The 16,830-nt window shown below is 68.9% G+C and carries 16 protein-coding genes and 1 tRNA gene; 12 read left to right on the top strand and 5 right to left on the bottom strand.

What is annotated here, in order from left to right:
• The first annotated feature begins 76 nt into the window (after positions 1-76).
• The 6 genes from HOV77_RS02410 (at position 77) to HOV77_RS02435 (ending at position 6,697) form a co-directional block, all read left to right on the top strand.
• Positions 77-2,410, top strand: coding sequence for an ATP-binding protein (locus tag HOV77_RS02410; RefSeq protein ID WP_290856894.1), 2,334 nt, complete (start codon positions 77-79; stop codon positions 2,408-2,410).
• The gene (locus HOV77_RS02415; protein ID WP_290856897.1) at positions 2,407-2,811 is read left to right on the top strand and encodes a roadblock/LC7 domain-containing protein; all 405 of its coding nucleotides are present in this window, start codon (positions 2,407-2,409) and stop codon (positions 2,809-2,811) included. The genes HOV77_RS02410 and HOV77_RS02415 overlap by 4 nt, the downstream gene beginning before the upstream one ends.
• Positions 2,801-3,190, top strand: coding sequence for a DUF742 domain-containing protein (locus tag HOV77_RS02420; protein WP_290856899.1), 390 nt, complete (start codon positions 2,801-2,803; stop codon positions 3,188-3,190). Before HOV77_RS02415 ends, HOV77_RS02420 begins: the two co-directional genes overlap by 11 nt.
• Positions 3,171-3,758 carry an ATP/GTP-binding protein gene (locus tag HOV77_RS02425; RefSeq protein ID WP_290856905.1) on the top strand — a complete coding sequence of 196 codons (588 nt, stop codon included), beginning with the start codon at positions 3,171-3,173 and terminating at the stop codon, positions 3,756-3,758. The genes HOV77_RS02420 and HOV77_RS02425 overlap by 20 nt, the downstream gene beginning before the upstream one ends.
• Positions 3,759-3,962: 204 nt before the next feature.
• Positions 3,963-5,267 carry an Ig-like domain-containing protein gene (locus HOV77_RS02430; protein ID WP_290856910.1) on the top strand — a complete coding sequence of 435 codons (1,305 nt, stop codon included), beginning with the start codon at positions 3,963-3,965 and terminating at the stop codon, positions 5,265-5,267.
• Positions 5,268-5,398: 131 nt separating this feature from the next.
• Positions 5,399-6,697, top strand: coding sequence for an Ig-like domain-containing protein (locus HOV77_RS02435; protein ID WP_290856912.1), 1,299 nt, complete (start codon positions 5,399-5,401; stop codon positions 6,695-6,697).
• Positions 6,698-6,737: 40 nt separating this feature from the next.
• Here HOV77_RS02435 and HOV77_RS02440 read toward each other — a convergent pair.
• Together HOV77_RS02440 and orn are read right to left on the bottom strand one after the other, a co-directional pair.
• Positions 6,738-6,813 (bottom strand) — tRNA-His (locus HOV77_RS02440).
• A gap of 88 nt (positions 6,814-6,901) precedes the next feature.
• Positions 6,902-7,498, bottom strand: a complete 597-nt coding sequence (gene orn, locus HOV77_RS02445; RefSeq protein WP_290856915.1) for an oligoribonuclease — start codon at positions 7,496-7,498, stop codon at positions 6,902-6,904.
• Positions 7,499-7,559: 61 nt separating this feature from the next.
• On the opposite strand from orn, the gene HOV77_RS02450 reads away from it, so the two are divergent.
• The gene (locus HOV77_RS02450; protein ID WP_290856917.1) at positions 7,560-8,792 is read left to right on the top strand and encodes a glycosyltransferase 87 family protein; all 1,233 of its coding nucleotides are present in this window, start codon (positions 7,560-7,562) and stop codon (positions 8,790-8,792) included.
• A 726-nt stretch (positions 8,793-9,518) separates the two neighbouring features.
• Here HOV77_RS02450 and HOV77_RS02455 read toward each other — a convergent pair.
• The 3 genes from HOV77_RS02455 to HOV77_RS02465 form a co-directional block, all read right to left on the bottom strand.
• A complete protein-coding gene (locus HOV77_RS02455; RefSeq protein WP_290856920.1) occupies positions 9,519-10,646 on the bottom strand; it encodes a hypothetical protein in 1,128 nt (375 codons plus the stop codon).
• Positions 10,647-10,710: 64 nt separating this feature from the next.
• A complete protein-coding gene (locus HOV77_RS02460; RefSeq protein ID WP_290856922.1) occupies positions 10,711-12,354 on the bottom strand; it encodes a copper resistance protein CopC in 1,644 nt (547 codons plus the stop codon).
• A 43-nt stretch (positions 12,355-12,397) separates the two neighbouring features.
• Positions 12,398-13,039, bottom strand: a complete 642-nt coding sequence (locus HOV77_RS02465; protein ID WP_290856925.1) for a zf-HC2 domain-containing protein — start codon at positions 13,037-13,039, stop codon at positions 12,398-12,400.
• 67 nt (positions 13,040-13,106) lie between these two features.
• On the opposite strand from HOV77_RS02465, the gene HOV77_RS02470 reads away from it, so the two are divergent.
• The 5 genes from HOV77_RS02470 (at position 13,107) to bcp (ending at position 16,566) form a co-directional block, all read left to right on the top strand.
• The gene (locus tag HOV77_RS02470) at positions 13,107-13,667 is read left to right on the top strand and encodes a sigma-70 family RNA polymerase sigma factor (RefSeq protein ID WP_290856927.1); all 561 of its coding nucleotides are present in this window, start codon (positions 13,107-13,109) and stop codon (positions 13,665-13,667) included.
• A 53-nt stretch (positions 13,668-13,720) separates the two neighbouring features.
• Positions 13,721-14,266 (top strand): MauE/DoxX family redox-associated membrane protein, encoded by a 546-nt coding sequence (locus HOV77_RS02475; RefSeq protein WP_290856929.1) that lies wholly within the window; start codon positions 13,721-13,723, stop codon positions 14,264-14,266.
• On the top strand, positions 14,217-14,966 hold the full coding sequence (locus HOV77_RS02480) for a thioredoxin domain-containing protein (RefSeq protein WP_290856931.1): 750 nt from the start codon (positions 14,217-14,219) through the stop codon (positions 14,964-14,966). The genes HOV77_RS02475 and HOV77_RS02480 overlap by 50 nt, the downstream gene beginning before the upstream one ends.
• Positions 14,967-15,059: 93 nt before the next feature.
• Positions 15,060-16,091 (top strand): hypothetical protein, encoded by a 1,032-nt coding sequence (locus tag HOV77_RS02485; RefSeq protein WP_290856934.1) that lies wholly within the window; start codon positions 15,060-15,062, stop codon positions 16,089-16,091.
• Between the two features lie 4 nt (positions 16,092-16,095).
• Entirely contained in the window at positions 16,096-16,566 is a 471-nt protein-coding gene (gene bcp, locus HOV77_RS02490) for a thioredoxin-dependent thiol peroxidase (protein WP_290856936.1), read from the top strand.
• Positions 16,567-16,830: the final 264 nt, after the last annotated feature.

The following is a 16,830-nucleotide window of genomic DNA, read 5'->3' on the forward strand; positions in this document are numbered from 1 at the left end:
TCATCGCCTACGATCACCGGGTCGCTCCCCCCAAGCGGCTCCCCTCAGTATTCCAAGCCCGCCCAAGAGGTCATCTGTGAACAGACCCCTTCTCCTCCGGCGTACCTGGACGATCCGGTCGCGGGTTCTGCTGCTGTTGCTGGCGCCGTTGCTGCCGCTCGTCGGCATGTGGGCGTTCAGCACGTCGCTGTCGGTGTCGGCCGCCGGCAACCTGCTCGACGCGCAGACCAACGCCGAGAACGGAGCACTGCCCGCCGGTGCGGTCGCGTACTACTTGGAACAGGAACGGAAACAATCGGCTCAACTGCTGGGCGGCGACAGCAGTGTGGCCGGTGCGCTGAAGGATCAACGGGCCCGCACCGACCAGCAGGTCGCCAAGCTGCGGCAGCTGGCCGAAGGCGACGATCTGCAGAGCTCGGCCTCCCCGGCGGCACTACAGCGCATCGGCGAGATGCTGACCGCGTTGGACTCCCTGCCGACCGCCCGCGCCTCGGTGGACACCGCTCGGTACTCGCGGCTCCAGGCGGTCAACGCGTACACGGCGATCATCGAGAAGGCGTTCGCGGTGTTCGCCACCGCGATCGAAGTCGACGATCACACCTTGGCCCGGGCGTCGACGACGACCGCCACGATCAACGAGGCCCGTGACCTGTTCTCGCTGGAGGACGCGCTGATCAGCGGGGTACTGGCGGCGGGCGGCAGCTACGCGCCCGGCGAACGCGGTCTGATCGTGCAGGCGATCGGCGCACAACGCCAGCTCTACGAGGTCGGTACGCGCGCACTGCTGCCGCAGGACGCCGAGACCTACCAGCAGATCGTCACGAGTGAGGCGTACGCCCGCATCCGCGCGGCCGAAGACAAGATCACCGAGTCCACTGCCGGCAAGCTGCCTGGCATCGATCGGAAGCAGTGGGAGTCCGACGTCACGGCGGTGAACCTGGAACTGTCGCATCTGGAGGATCAGATCGCCGGGCGGGCCATCGAGGCGGCCACCCCGGCGGCGACCCGGATCATCCTGCGGCTGCTCATCGCCGGTCTGCTCGGTCTGCTGCTGATCATCGGCCTGGTGTTCCTGTCGATCCGGATCGCCCGGTCGATCATCCGGCGCATTCACGAGCTGCGCGCGGAGGCGCTCGACGTCGCCGAACGAAAGCTGCCCGACGTCGTCCGCCGATTGCGCCGGGGCGACGAGGTCGACGTGGACGCCGAGGCTCCCCCGCTCACTCCGGCCGACGACGAACTGGGCCAACTCGGCGGCGCGTTCGCCGAGATGCAGCGTACGGCGATCGCGGCGGCGGTTCAGGAGGCGCATCTGCGGGCCGGTCTCAACCAGGTCTTCCTGAACCTGGGCCGGCGCAGCCAGGTGCTGGTCCACCGGCAGTTGTCGCTGCTCGACGCGATGGAACGCCGGGTCACCGATCCGCAGGATCTCGAGGAGCTCTACCGGATCGACCACCTCGGCACCCGGCTGCGCCGTCACTCGGAAGACCTGGTCATCCTGGCGGGCGCGGTGCCGGGCCGCGGCTGGCGCAACCCCGTCCCGCTGCACGACGTGCTTCGCTCGGCCGTGTCCGAAGTAGAGGAATACACCCGGATCACTCTGATCCCGCTGCCCGAGCTCGCGCTCGTCGGCCGGGCCGTCAGCGACGTCGTGCACCTGATCGCCGAGCTGCTGGAGAACGCCACGGCGTTCTCGCCGCGCGACACCCACGTGCAGCTGTCCGGGCAGCTGGTCCCGAACGGGTTCGCCGTGGAGATCGAGGACCGCGGCGTCGGCCTGCCCCAGGAGGCGATCGACGAGGCCAACGAGCGGCTCGCCGACCCGCCGGACTTCGATCCCGCGCACAGCTCGCGGCTCGGCCTGTTCGTGGTGGCGCGGCTCGCCGTGCGGCACGGCATCAAGGTCACCCTCCGGCCGTCGCCCTATGGCGGCGTCACGGCGGTCGCGCTGCTGCCGCGCGAGCTCGTGGTCGACGAACGGTCCGCGCAAGGCGAACTCACGGCGGCCCGCCCACCCGTCGCGGTGGCCGCTCTTCCGTCAGGAAGCGGTGATACGCACAACGGAGCAGGCGTCGTCGCCACGTTGCCAGCGCCCGCCCTCGTCGACGAGGCCACCGCGGAACAGCCCATGATCGTGGTGGAACAGCCGATGATCGCCGCGCCTCAACCGGTGAGCGGGCCGCATCAGCTCAGTCCCGAAGGACTCCCGATGCGGCAGCGTCAAGCAAACCTCGCGCCACAGTTGCGCGTACAAAATGCTGAAGAAGAACGACCCGCGCGGACCTCGCGGCCGGCTGAAGCGAGCCGGACGATGCTGTCCTCCCTGCAAGCCGGCACGAACCGCGGCCGGGCCGAGGCCGCGCAGCAGGCGGACGTGTCTTCGTTGGATGGTTCGGAGGAGCAGGAATGAGCAACCCCGCCCACGGGCTGGACTGGCTGATCGACGACTTCGTGGCCCGGGTGCCCGCGGCCCAGCAGGCCGTGGTCTTGTCGGTGGACGGCCTGCTGATGGGCGCGTCGCGCAACCTGGCGCAGGCCGAGGCCGAGCACATGGCGGCGGTCGCGGCCGGTTTCGCGAGCCTGTCGCGCAGTGCGGGACGGCACTTCCAGCGCGGACCGGTACGCCAGACCATCATCGAGATGGAGACCGCCTTCCTGCTCGTGACCTCGGCCGGGCAGGGTTCCTGCCTCGCGGTGCTCGCCGCGGCCGACTCCGACATCGGCATGGTCGCCTACGAGATGGCGATGCTGGTCGAGCGGATCGGCCACAACCTGGCGACGCAGCCCCGAAGCACGGCGAATGCGCGCTGACGGCGAGCGCCCCGAGTCGCACGACTGGCTGGACGACGACGCCGGCCCGCTCGTGCGATCCTTCGCGCTCACCGGCGGCCGGGCCAAACCCGGTGCGGCGACGTTCGACCTGCTCAGCCACGTGACGGCCGCGCCGTTCGCGGTGCAGCGCAGCACCATCCACCTGCAGCCGGAGCACCGGGCCATCCTCGCCCGCGCTCGCGATCCGGTCTCGGTCGCCGAACTCGCCTCGCACCTCGGCTACGGCCTGGGCGTGGTCCGCGTGCTCCTGGCCGACCTACTGGAGGCGGGCGCGATCACCAAGGTCGACGCCCCCTCCGACCACCTTCCCGACGACGACGTACTCCAGGCGGTGATCCATGGCCTCCGAACCAGCTGACGGCCGGGCGCGGCCGGTGCCGACGGCGATCAAGATCCTGATCGCGGGCGGCTTCGGCGTAGGCAAGACCACGCTCGTGGGTGCGGTGAGCGAGATCCTGCCACTGCATACCGAGGAAGTTCTGACGTCGGAGAGCATGGTCTCCGACGATCTGTCCGGAGTGGAGGGGAAGACCACCACGACGGTCACGATGGACTTCGGCCGGATCACGTTCGGCGACAACGTCGTGCTCTACCTCTTCGGCACCCCCGGCCAGGACCGGTTCTGGTTCCTGTGGGACGAGCTGGCCCTCGGCGCGCTCGGCGCGGTGGTGCTCGCCGACACCCGGCGGCTGGCCGACTGCTTCCCGTCGATCGACTACTTCGAACGGCGCGAGACCCCGTTCATCGTGGCGGTGAACTGCTTCTACGGCGAGCAGCCGTTCGAGGCCGACGCCGTACGCAACGCGCTCGCGCTGGACCCGAACGTTCCGCTGGTCATGTGCGACGTACGCGATCGCAAGTCCGGCCGGGAAGTACTCATCGCCCTGATCGAGCACGTGCGATCGCTCCGGCTGGCCCGCCTCTGACCTCTTGGCGCCTCCGCGCTTTGGCGCCTCCGCGCTTTGGCGCCTCCGCGCTTTGGCGCTGGATCAGGGTTCTGGGTCGAATCTTGGGTCGTGATTCGACCCAGAACCCTGATCCGCTTCTCGGGCAGTATCCGGGAGCAAGCCCCACGAACCCCCGCTATAGGGCACGATATCCGTGAAGCGGACATAACGGGGGGCAGCGGGATGGCTGGGTTCCGAGCGATGATCATGGTCGCCGTACTGGGTGGCGCGACAGCGTTGGCGGGTTGCACCGCCACGAAACACGACGCCCAGCCGACGCCGAGCGCCGAAGTACCCCAGGAGAACCTGGCGCTCAGCGTGAGCCCCGCCGACCGGGCGGCCGGCGTACCGGTGAGCGCGGAGATCGGCATCAAACTCGGCGCGGGCATGGTCGACGGAGTCGACGTACGCGATGCCGCCGGGCAGCAGATCGCCGGCACGTTACGACCGGACGCATCGGCCTGGGTGCCCGCGACTCCGCTCAAGTACGCCCAGCGCTACACCGCCACGGTGACCGCCGTCGGCACGCGTACGCACCACGAGTCCAAGTCGGTCGTGTTCACCACGATGGCGCAGCCGTCCCAACTGGAGAGCGTCGGCTTCTACCTGTTCGACGGCAAGGAGTACGGCATCGGCATGCCGATTCCGATCGAGTTCATGCGGGACGTCCCGGTGAGCCTGCGGGCGGCGGTGCAGAAGCGGTTCTTCGTCACCAGCGACCCGCCGCAGCCCGGCGCATGGCACTGGTTCAGCCCGACCCAGGTGCAGTACCGCCCGGCGACGTACTGGCAGCCCGGCACGAAGCTGACCGTCCGGCTGGGCCTCAAGGGACAGGCGCTCGGCGGCGGCTACTACGGCGACGAGGACAAGATCGCCCGCGTACGCATCTCGAACGACCGGGTCGAGGTCAAGGTGACCAACCACCCGAAGCAGCTGCAGGTGATCAAGAACGGCCAAGTGATCAAGACGATGCCGGTCAGCCTGGGCAAGCCCAGCACCCCGTCGTCCAGCGGGCACATGGTCGTCATGGAGCAGGCGTACACGTATCGGTTCGACACCCGCGGCGAGCCGAACGGCGGCTACGTCGTGGACGTCAACTACGCCCAGCGCCTCACCTGGGGCGGCGAGTTCATCCACTCCGCACCGTGGAGCGTCGGCGACCAGGGGTACACCAACGTCTCGCACGGCTGTGTGAACGTCGGGCCGGGCAACGCCTCTTACCTGTTCACCGTGATGAAGGTCGGTACGCCGGTCACCATCAGCGGCACCGAGGTGAAACTCGCCCCGGGCAACGGCTGGACGGTGTGGGACATGGACTGGCCGACCTTCCTCAAGGGCAGCGCCGTCCCGGTCACCTCCGAGGTCGCCGACGCGGTCGCGTACGAGCCGTATCCGAAGCCGAAGCCGACCGCCACGGTCGCACCGAGCCCCGCTCCGGGATCCGTCGGAAACGCCCAGATGGGGACACCTACTCCCTCGGCCAGCTGAATCCGGCGTACGAACGGCGTGTTTTCCTTCACCACCGGCAACGAGTCCTTGTCGCGCCACGTCTTTAAGGCACGATAGATCGTCGAAAGCGAACCAAGATCGGGTTCGCGGAGCCGATGGATGAGGGGCACATGGAGCGCACCGTTTCCGGCCGGACCGCCACCAGGCGCGGCCTGCTCGCCGGCGCCGGGCTGGTGGGCGTGGCCGCCGGCCTTGCCGCCTGCACGTCCGACAAGGGCTCCGGCGGAACCACCGGCGGAGCGAGCGAGTCGCCGAAGCCCGACCCGAACGCCGCGGCGGCCACGGTCGTCACTCCGGCGAAGGACGCCACCGACGTCTCGGCCGCCGTCGAGATCGTCTACACGCTCGCCAACGCCACCTCGGCGACGGTCGAGCTGAAGGATGCCGGCGGCACGGTCGTCACCGGTGAACTGCGTGCCGACGGCAGCAGCTGGGTGCCGGCCAAGACGCTGAGCTACGGCACGGCGTACACGGTGACCGTGACCGCGACCGGGAGCGACGGCAAGACCGGGACCACGACGAGCAGCTTCACCACGATGGCGAAGCCGAGCAAGACGGTCCGGATCACCAGCTTCCTCGGCGACAACGCCAAGGCCGGCGTGGGCATGCCGCTGATGTACAAGTTCAGCCGGGCAATCCCCGAGGCCAAGCGGGCCGACGTGCAGAAGCGGCTGTTCGTGAGCAGCGAGCCGGTGCAGGACGGCATCTGGCACTGGTTCTCCGGCACCGAGGTGCACTACCGGCCCAAGGAGTACTGGCAGGCCGGTTCCAAGGTCGACGCCCGGCTGGCGATCGGCGGGCTCGACCTGGGCGACGGGTACTACGGCAAGGGCGACATCACGCTGGAGAACCTCAGCATCGGCTCGGCCGTGATCATGGTCGCCGACAACAAGACCAAGCAGATGACGGTGACCAAGGACGGCAAGGTCGTCCGGAAGATCCCGATCAGCCTGGGCAAGCCGAGCACTCCGTCATCCAGCGGCACCGTGGTGATCATCGAGAAGTTCGTGCACACGATCTTCGACACGTACGCCGAACTCGGCCCCGAGCTCGGTTACCGCACCCCGATCGACTATGCCCAGCGCCTGACCTGGGGCGGCGAGTACATCCACTCGGCACCCTGGTCGATCAGCGCCCAGGGCCACCGCAACGTGTCGCACGGCTGCCTCAACATGTCCCCGACGAACGCGAAGTGGCTGTTCAACCTGACGAGCATCGGCGATCCGGTGACCACCAAGGGCACCGAGCGGCAGCTGAAGAACGGCAACGGCTGGACGCATTGGAACATGACCTGGGACGAGTACGTCAAGGGCAGCGCCCTGCCGTTCACACCGGCCGGCTCAGCCACGCCGACACCCACTCCGACGGAGTCCGGGTCACCCGACCCGACCGCCAGCCCGTCCGCCTGAGCGCATGAAAAAGAGGCCCTCAAGGGGGCCTCTTTTCGTATGGGGTGATCGACGGGATTTGAACCCGCGACACCCGGGACCACAACCCGGTGCTCTACCAACTGAGCTACGACCACCATCATCGACCGCGGACCTATCAGCCCGCGGCGACCGACCAATGATAGCGGTACGACCACCGGCGGTGTCCACCGGGTATGCCGCAGGTTACGCGAGCAGCCCCGCGATCCCCTTCGCCGTGTCGACGTCCGGCCCGGGCAGCGGCACGAAGATCGTCTGCCGGTAGTACGCCAGCTCGCGGATGCTCTCCTTGATGTCGGCCAGCGCCCGGTGGGCCAGGCCCTTCTGCGGCTGACCGAAGTACACCCGGGGGTACCAGCGACGGCAGAGCTCCTTGATCGAGGAGACGTCGATCATCCGGTAGTGCAGGTGGTTGTCGAGCAGCGGCATGTCCCGGGCGAGGAACCCGCGGTCGGTCGCGATCGAGTTGCCGCACAGCGGAGCCGTGCGGGGCTCCGGCACGTACTGCGTGATGTAGTTCATGACGAGTTGCTCCGCCTCGGCCAGGGTCACGGCCGAACGGCGTACCTCATCGGTGAGTCCCGATTTCTCGTGCATCTCCTTGACGACCTCGAGCATGCCGTCGAGCTGCGCCTCTTCGGCGTGGATCACGACGTCGACGCCCTCTCCGAGCACGTTGAGATCGGGGTCGGTGACGAGCGCGGCGACCTCGATGAGCGCGTCCGAACGAAGGTTCAGACCGGTCATCTCGCAGTCGATCCAGACGAGAAGATCAGCAGCCATTGGGAAAGCGTACGACGGGTGTCTCAACGGTGGTTACTACGGCGTCCACTACCGTGTCTGCATGCCTGAGCCAGCGCGCAACCGCCGCCTCGCGATCGTCGCCGTCACCACGGCCGTCGCCGCGGTCGCCTTCTGGTGGCTGTTTCGTGGGCAGCACTTCTTCGACCTGAAGATCTACATCAGCGCCGAGAAGTGGTGGCTCGACGGTGGCGAGCTCTACGACTTCGCCCAGCCCGACGATCTCCAGGGCCGGCTCTACTTCACCTATCCCCCGTTCGCCGCCCTGGTCATGGCCCCGTTGGGGATGCTGCCGCAAGGTCTCGGGATCGGCTTGCTGACCGCGGGCACGATCACCGCCGTCGTGGTCACGACTTGGTGGGTCACCGGCGGGCTCGCCCGCCTCCTCTCCATTCCCCACTGGTACGCCTTCGGCCTGGCGACGCCGCTGGTCTTCTTGATCGAGCCGATCCGGACGACGCTGTCGTTCGGGCAGATCAACATGTATCTGGTCGCCCTGATCCTGCTCGATCTCCTGGTGCTGCTGCCGCGCAAGAGCCGCTTCACCGGGGTCGGCATCGGGCTGGCCTCCGCCATCAAGCTCACCCCGGCATTGTTCATCGTGTACCTGCTGGTCTCTCGGCGTACCAAAGAGGCATTCGTAGCAGCCGGCACCGCTGTCGGCGCGACCCTGATCGCGGCGCTGATCGCCCCGACCGCGACGCGCGACTTCTGGTTCGGCGCGCTGTGGGACACCTCGCGGGTCGGCCGGACCGACTACACCGCGAACCAGTCGCTGAACGGGCTGCTCAGCCGCCTGGCCTCGCCGGAAAAGCCGGACCAGGCGCTCTGGGCCGGGCTGGCCGTCGCGGTCGCGGTGTACGGACTGTGGCGGGCGTCGATCGCAGCGCGCGGCGGGGACGAGATCACCGGGCTGGCGCTGACCGGGCTGACCGCCGGACTGATCAGCCCCATCACCTGGGTCCACCACATGTACTGGTTCGTCCCCGCGATCGTCGCGCTCGTCGGAGCCGCGTACGCCGCTCGCGGGAACCGGCGCGGCTGGCTGCTGCTGGCCGCCGTCGCCGCGTACGCCGTCTGTGTGATGGGCGTCGACACCTTCGTGGACTGGGGCGTCGACCAGCGCCCGACCCCCGGCGTACGCGAATTCCTGCTGCGCAACGCGTTCGTGCTGCTGTCGCTCGCGCTACTGCCGCTGCTGCCGATACCTACCCGACGGGTTGCGCCGGAGCCCCTCGAAAACGGACCTATTGTCCGTTCTGGTACGCAGGACTAGACTTTCGGATAGAAGGGACGATCCACCGCGCAGGACCCGTCCCCCCACACGAAGGTTCCGGCCTTCGCTTTTACACCGTTCCCCCGGTGAGGGTGGGCCCGCTACCCGGCGGGCCCACCCGCTTTCCCCCGCTCGCCTTCCCCGCCTTTCCGCGCGCCCACCCCCGCCTTTCCGCGCGCCCACCCCCACCTTTCCGCGCGCCCACCCCACCCCGCCTTCCGCGCGATCATGAACTACCGGCCATGATCGGCCGGCGTGTCGTATCTCGTAGAGCCTGATCGTTCCCCGGCCGGCCTGATCGACTTCGCGCGACCGCCCGGCATCGAGGGGCCAGCGCATGATCCAGTGCCCGTCATCAGCGATTCCGGCCTGAATCGAAGATCATGTTCCCCAGGCATGCGCTGGTGATCCGAATTTCGCTGACCAGGGGCACTTGAGCTTTGTTTTCGCCGGTTCTCCGCTGGCTGCGGGCACTCGATCATGGTCGTCCGCCGCCCAAGGTCGGGCGCGTCCAAGATCGTCGGCTCCCGACAATCATGGCGGTCGGCGTAGTCAAGATCGTCGGGTTCCGACGATCAGTGCACTGAAACGCCCACGAATGTCGGCTTCCGACGATCTTGCAACGCAGTCGGCAATCGGCGGGCGGCGGGCGGCGTCAGGCGTCAGCCGACGGGTTCGGGGTCGGCGGGCGGGCGGCGTCAGGCGTCAGGCGTCAGGCGTCAGGCGTCAGCCGACGGGTTCGGGGTCGGCGGGCGCAGACCGCCCACCGCTGAGAACCAGCGGAACCGCCGGAAGGTCGTCGAGAACGCGCATCTCCTGAGTGGGTACGTCGACGGGCGGAGCAGTCCGGGGCAGGTCCGCCGAGGGTGGCGGCCACTCGACCGAAGGCGGCTCGGCAACCGGGCCGGCGGCCGAGGCGGCCGAAGAGCCCGAGAGGTCCGAGGAGTCCGGAGGACCCGAAGGAGAAGAGGAGGCGGAAGACGGCCGAGCCCAATCCTCAGGAGCCGAAGAAGCCGAAGAGGCCGAAGAAGCCGAAGAGGCCGAAGAAGCCGAAGAAGGGGAGGAAGGGACGGCAGCGGAGGCGTACACGGAACCCGGCCGGGGCAGGATCACGGGATTCTCCCGAGTAGGAGCATCCGTCCAGCTCACCGGCTCCCCGGAGCGCAGCGAGATCCCGGGGTCCCCCGGGGCGAGCACATAGACGACCTGCCGGGCGGGCCAGGCCAAGGTGACGAAGCCGAGCAGCAGCAGCACCGGGCCGAGGATCAGCAGCCCCCAGGTCGTCGAGTCGAGCCAGCCGAAGCGTACGGATGCGCCGAGCGAGACGTCGTCGAGCGAAGTCCCCACAGGGGCGGTGACGACGAGCGCGACGGTACGCCCACGCCATTCGGAAGGTTCGTAGGAGACCGAGCCGAGGCCGGAGCGTAGCCACATCGGCTGTTCCTCGACCCGCCCCAACGGCGCCGTGCGGGTGCCGGACAACACCCGGGACGAGACGTCCAACGGTCCACGTCCGAGCGAGACACCGTCCAGCGAGGTGTACGGCGAGCCCTGGAGCAGCGCGGAGACATCCGACGGCGACGCAAGCCCGACGAACAGCGGAGTGCCCGCGAAGGCGGTGATCCGCATCGACGTGCGCCCGGCTCGGGCGAACGGGGCATCCCGGCGCAGCAAGGCGTCGACGTCCGGCACCACGACGGCGTACCCCGGGTGAGCGACGGTTTCCAGCTCGGCCCGGAACTCACCCGCGGCGTCGCGGTGCTGCATCGCGTACCACGCAATGGCTCCGGCCAGCAGCGCCGGGGCCGCGACCGTCAGCAGAACCATTCCGACCAGCACGCGAAAGACACGCATGACTCGTCTCTCCCATCGTCGTCCATCAAGGACAACGGGCGGGCGCGCGCTTCGATGCGGTCTGCTATCCGACCGGCATGGTCACCGTCACCGATTCCTGGTCGGTCTCGGTCGTGCGCAGGGTGAACTTCAGCTGCCAGTCGCCCGGCGTCGGCAGGTTGATCGATCCCGACGCGTGGTTGTCGGTCAGCGGCAGCAAAGGCATCGAGACCGGCTCGATGCCCGCCGAGGGCAGAGCCGCGCTGGCCGCCCACTCCACGACTTTCAGCGGCCTTCCTTCCGGCGTGTACGCATAAAGGTGCACCACGTTCTGGCCGGTCTTCGCGGGGTCCACGTCGACCTGCAACGTATACAGCCCGGCCTTCACCGACGTGGTGAAATACGTCTGGGTCTGCTGAACCGCTTGGGGTTGATCGGCGGCGACCCGGGCCGGCGTGGTCTGCGTGAGGGCGGCCGAGACGCCGATGATGACGGCGGCGATGCCGAGCTCGACCCGGACCGCCCAGCGCAGCACGGAACCGGCCGGCGCGTTGTGGACGAACGATCGAGCCAGGTACGCGAAGCCGAGGATCACGATGACGAGCGCGACCTTGGCCAGGATGAGCCAGCCGTACGTCGTGGTGACGAGCGCCTTCAGTGTGCCGATCTCGATGAGCGCTTGCACGACTCCGGCGAGCAGTAGCGAACTGACCGCCAGCGTCGCCCACCGCGACCACACCGGCATGATCGCGGTGAGCTCTCGTTCGGTGGCGACCTTCGGCCGCAGCAGGAACAACGTGAGCATGGCGAGGCCGCCGAGCCAGACGGCCATCGCGCCGACGTGCACCATGTCGATGACGACGGTGACCGCTGGGACGGGCGAGGCGGCGGAGTGCCCGGCCAACGGCCAGGTCGCCGCGGTCAGCGCGAAGAGGATGCCGAGAATCACCAGGTCACTGCGGGTCGGTTCGCCGTGCGTGACGATGCGCTTCAGCGCGCCCGACAGCACGATCGCGGCGACGACCAGGAGTCCGATGCGGGCCAGCATCACCGCGCCGAACTGCGAGTCCAGTACGCCGAGCAGGTCGTCCGCCGTCGTCTTGGTCAGCGGTACGCCGTTGACGTAGGGCGCTTGCAGCACGAACTGCCCGAGGCTGGACAAGATCACCAGCCCGAACCCGGTGGCCAGGACGCGCCGGGGATTACGCCGAGGCAGCCGAGCCGGCCAGAGCAGCAGCAGAATCAGGGCCGCGCCGACGGCCAGCAGCAGTCCGGCGTACCCGATGTATTTGGCGACCGCGATCGAGATGGCGATGGGCCGGCTCGTGGTGCTGTCGTCCGTGGACGGTGTGGGGACGGTCGCGGAGGGCGCGCCGATGTTGAAGGTGAATCCGCCCGGGACCGGGTGCGAGTCGGCCGAGATGACCCGATAGCTCACCAGGTACGTGCCGATGGGCAGGTCACCGCGCAGCGGGATGCGCAGGACCGCGCCGTCGACGCTGGTCTCGCCCTTGTCCGCGCGGCTGCCGTCGGGCGCGGTGACCCGGATCTTGTCCTTGACCGGCGTGATCGACTCCGAGAACGTCATCGTGACCTCGGCCGGCGCGGAGGCCACCGTGCCGCCCTGCGGCGGGTTCGTCGCGACCACCACGGCGTGCGCCTGTGCGGGGCTCGCCACCCCGACGAGCACCACCAGCAACGCCGCGAACATCACCGCGAGCCGTCTCATTCGCTCTCCTGTTGATCACGAGGGGTCAGGTGGCGCAACGACGCTACCCGATGCCGCCGGAGGCCGGCGTACGCGCGCCCGGAACGGTGGGCACGACTTCACTGCTCTTGCGGCCGAGCGCCCACAGCAGCCCGGCCTGGGCCAACGCCACCACGTGCCCGATCTCGTGGGCCAAGTGGGTCGCGCCACCGGCGATGTCGAGGAGGCTCGTCGCGGCGAGGCAGGCGGCCAGCACGAACGCGACCGGCACGAACGCCCGGGCCCGATCGGGCTTCCACGCCGCCAATGCGAAGCCGACCGCCATCGCGATGTCGAAGGAGGCCATCTCCCGGGAGGCGTGCGGGTCGACGCCGACGCCCAGCAGCACGGGCAGGGCCAATGCGAGCTGCACCGCGGCGGCGATCGCGACCGCGATCCGCAGCACTTGACGGTCGCCGCGACGGCGTACCAGGCGAACCCGGCGATCCTGCTCGACGGCGGCCAGGATGCTCCCCGTCAGATCCGGTACGCCCACCGCGCGTACGCGGGTCAACCGGGTCACCCGCTCGGCCTCGGCCAGCCAGGACCGGCAGCCGTCGCAGCCGCCGACGTGCGCGTCCAGCCGGTCGGCCGGCAGCTCGGTGGACTCGCCGTCGAGGCGGGCGGACAGGTCCAGGCGTACGGCGTCGCAGCGGGTCGTGCTCATGAGCCAATAGTCGCCCGTCGGCACGCCGTGGTTCCCACGGGCCCATCGGCCAGTAATCTGGGTCCTCGTGCCCTTCCCGCCATCCGGAGCGTCCGGCAGCCTCGACGAGGTGACGGACTGGGCACTGCGCGCACGGGGCGGTGATGCGCTGGCAGAGGCGGCTTTCGTGCGCGCCACCCAGGTCGAGGTCTGGCGGCTGTGCGCCGCGTTGCTCGATCCGGGCACGGCCGACGACGTCACCCAGGAGACCTATCTCCGGGCGTTCCGGGCACTGCCCGCCTTCGAGGGCCGGTCGTCCGCGCGTACGTGGCTGCTCGGGATCGCCCGGAGGGCCTGCGCGGACCACCTCCGGCAGGTCGTCCGCCGCCGTAGGCTGGAACAACGCCTGGCGATGGCGGCCGCGACCGACACACCCGGTGGCGATCCCGCCGATCGGCACGGTTCCGGCGATCTGCTCGCCGCGCTCGGCGAGGAGCGCCGCAGCGCCTTCGTCCTCACCCAGCTCCTCGGCCTCTCGTACGCCGAAGCCGCCGAGGTCGAGGGAGTACCGGTCGGGACGATCCGTTCCCGGGTGGCGCGAGCCCGGTCGGAGCTGGCGGCCGAGGTGACCCGGGCCATGGCGGCCTGAAGCTAATTCACAGGGAACCGGACGAGGCAGGACGACGACTAATGACCATGTCGGTGAGCGGGTGGACCCGAACCCAGCCCTGGGTGTCGCTGGTCGTGCGGCTGGCGCTGGCCGCCGTGTTCATCGGGGCGGGCCTGCCCAAGATCTTCGATCTGCCCGGCAACGCCCGGGCGGTCAACGCATACCAGTTGATGTCGTGGGACGCCGCCCAGGTCGTCGGGGCGATCCAGCCGTTCCTGGAGGTCGGCATCGGCCTGCTTCTGCTGGTGGGCCTGCTGACCCGGTTCGCCGCGTGGTTGTCGGCCATCGCGCTCGTCGTCTTCGTCTCGGGCATCGTCTCGGCCTGGGCCCGAGGGCTGTCCATCGACTGCGGCTGCTTCAGCAAGGGCGGCCAGCTGCCGGTGGGCGTGGCCCCCAACTACACCTGGGACATCGTCCGTGACGTCGCCTTCTTGGCCCTGGCGGTCTTCTTGATCCTGTTCCCCTCCAGCAGGTTCTCGTTGGATCGCCAGTTGTTCGGCCCACCACTGGATATGGAGGAACCCATCGATGAGCAAGCGCGTGCAGGACAAGCGCGAAGCGGCTCGGATCGTTCGTGAACAGCTCGCCCGGGAGCAACGCCGCAAGCGCACCCTGTGGATTTCGATCGGCGTGGTCGCCGTCCTGGTGATCGGCGGCATGATCGGATACGCGGTCTACGCGAGCCAGAAGTCGACGAGCTTCAACACACCGGCCCACGCGAACGCCGACGGCACCGCCATCGTGACCGGGTCGGGCAAGGTGTCGGTCGACATCTACCAGGACTACCTGTGCCCGTACTGCAAGCAGCTGCATGACAGCGCGGGTCCGACGCTGGCCGCGCTCGCCGAGCAGAACAAGATCACGCTGAACATCCACCCGATCGCCATCCTCGACCGGTCCTCGACCAACCAGTACTCGACCCGGTCCGCGGCCGCGGCGGGCTGCGCGGCCGACGGCGGCAAGTTCCTCGCCTACAACGACGCCTTGTACGCCAACCAACCGGCCGAAGGCGGGGCCGGGCCGGCGAACGAAGAGCTCATCACGACCGGGCAGAACGTCGGGCTGACCGACGCCTCCTTCGCGACCTGTGTGAACGACGGCACCTACCTGACCTGGCCGGAGCACACCACGGACGCGGCCAGCGAGAAGGGTGTCAGCGGCACTCCGTCGGTCTTCGTCAACGGCACCAAGGTCACCGCGTCGCTCGACGCGATCAAGGCCGCCATCACCGCCGCGGGTGGTGACGCGTCGGTCGCGCCGACCCCTTCCGCCAGTTGATCCCCCACCCGAAGGACCCCTCCGTTGATCATGAACCCATGGTCCCCCTCGACGGCGTGTCGCCGCCCCAAACCTCATGATCAACGGAGGCGGGTGGCCGCACTCCTCGGTGCGGCCGTCGCCTGGACCGCCCTGCTGAGCTGGGCCGCTGCCACTCCAGCGGCGGCCCACGCGGCGGACGCGCCGGATGCCACGAACTACCGGACGACCATCACGGGCATCACTCCGGCTCTGCCGGGGGTGAGCGTACGCGCGATCGAGGCAGGCGCCCGGCTGGAGCTCACCAACCACTCCGACCGCGTCGTCGAGGTGCTCGGCTACAGCAACGAGGCGTACCTGGAGATCCGGCCGGACGGCGTCTTCGAGAACGTCAACTCCCCCGCGACCTACCTCAACGCGACCCTCCAGGGTGGCGTCGTGCCCCCGGCGAACGCCGATCCGGCCGCCGCGCCCCAATGGCGCAAGACCTCCGATCAGCCGATCGCGCGCTGGCACGACAAACGCGCCCGTTGGACCGAGTTGCAGCCGCCGGCCGCCGTCGCCGCCGATCCCGGCACCGGGCACCGCATCGCCGACTGGACCGTGCCGCTGCGGACGGCCGACGATCTATCCACACTGGAGCTTAAAGGTACGCTCGACTGGGTTCCGCCGCCGTCGGCCGCCTTGTGGTGGATCCTGACCGTCCTCGTGGCGGCCGCTCTCGCATCACTGGGCCTGGTCGCTGCTTTCCGCGTACAAGTGCTGGGAATGATTTTGATCGTGGGCGGCCTGGCCGCACTGACCTACGTGACCGCGCGGGAGATCGACGCCGGGGCGCGCGGGGCGTGGGAGATCATCGCGGGCGTGTTCGGCAGTGAACTGTGGCCCGCCGTGGCCGGACTGACGGCGCTGCTCGCCGGCGGGTACGCGCTGCGCAACCGGCCGTCGGGGCCGTTCGCCCTCGCCTTGGCCGGCGCGGGACTGGCACTGTTCGGCGGAGTGGTGAACGCCGCGGTCTTCTTCCGCTCGGTGGCCCCGATCCCGTGGCCGGACCTGGTCGCGCGGGTCCTCGTGCTGGTCGTTCTCGCGATCGGGCTCGGCGTCTGCGGCGCGGCGTCGCTCCGGATGCGCCGGGGCATAGGGTGAAAACATGCGACTGGAACCAGGAGACACCGCACCCGACTTCACGCTGACCACCTCGACCGGGGACGAACTGGCCCTCAGTGACCTGCTCAAGCAGGGCAAAAAGGTGATCTTGTACGCCTACCCGGCGGCGATGACGCCCGGTTGCACCACGCAGGCGTGCGACTTCCGGGACAACCTGGCCTCGCTGACCGCGCACGACTACAACGTCGTCGGCATCTCCCCCGACAGCCCGGCCAAGCTGGCGAAGTTCGTCGAGCGGGACGCGCTGACGTTTCCGCTGGTCTCCGACCCGGACAAGAGCGTGCTGTCGGCGTACGGCGCTTTCGGGGAGAAGATGAACTACGGGAAGAAGATCATGGGCGTGATCCGGTCGACCTTCGTGATCGACCCCGACGGGAAGATCGAGAAGGCGTTCTACAACGTCAAGGCCACCGGGCACGTCGCCAAGCTTCGGCGCGATCTGGGGATCGACTAGCTCCACCTCCTTGTGCGGCGGGGCCCACGCGTTATCCCGGGATAATGCGGCTATCCGAGCGTGGATAACCGCGCTATCCCGGCATCTTGTGATGATCTTGCCCGCGCGCCCGTTCAACGCTCGGTGCTTTCGCACCGCGCGCCTCGCGGCTCACTCCGCACGATCATGAACTATCGGGGCTCTTGTGACGGATGTGTGGGTGGCGTCGTGTCGAACGGGAGCGCACGCCGTGCCCTGTCTTACCTTTCGAGTGTCTAGTCCGAA

It is taken from the genome of Hamadaea sp. (genome assembly GCF_013362815.1).
In the GTDB taxonomy this organism is placed as follows: Bacteria; Actinomycetota; Actinomycetes; order Mycobacteriales; family Micromonosporaceae; genus Hamadaea.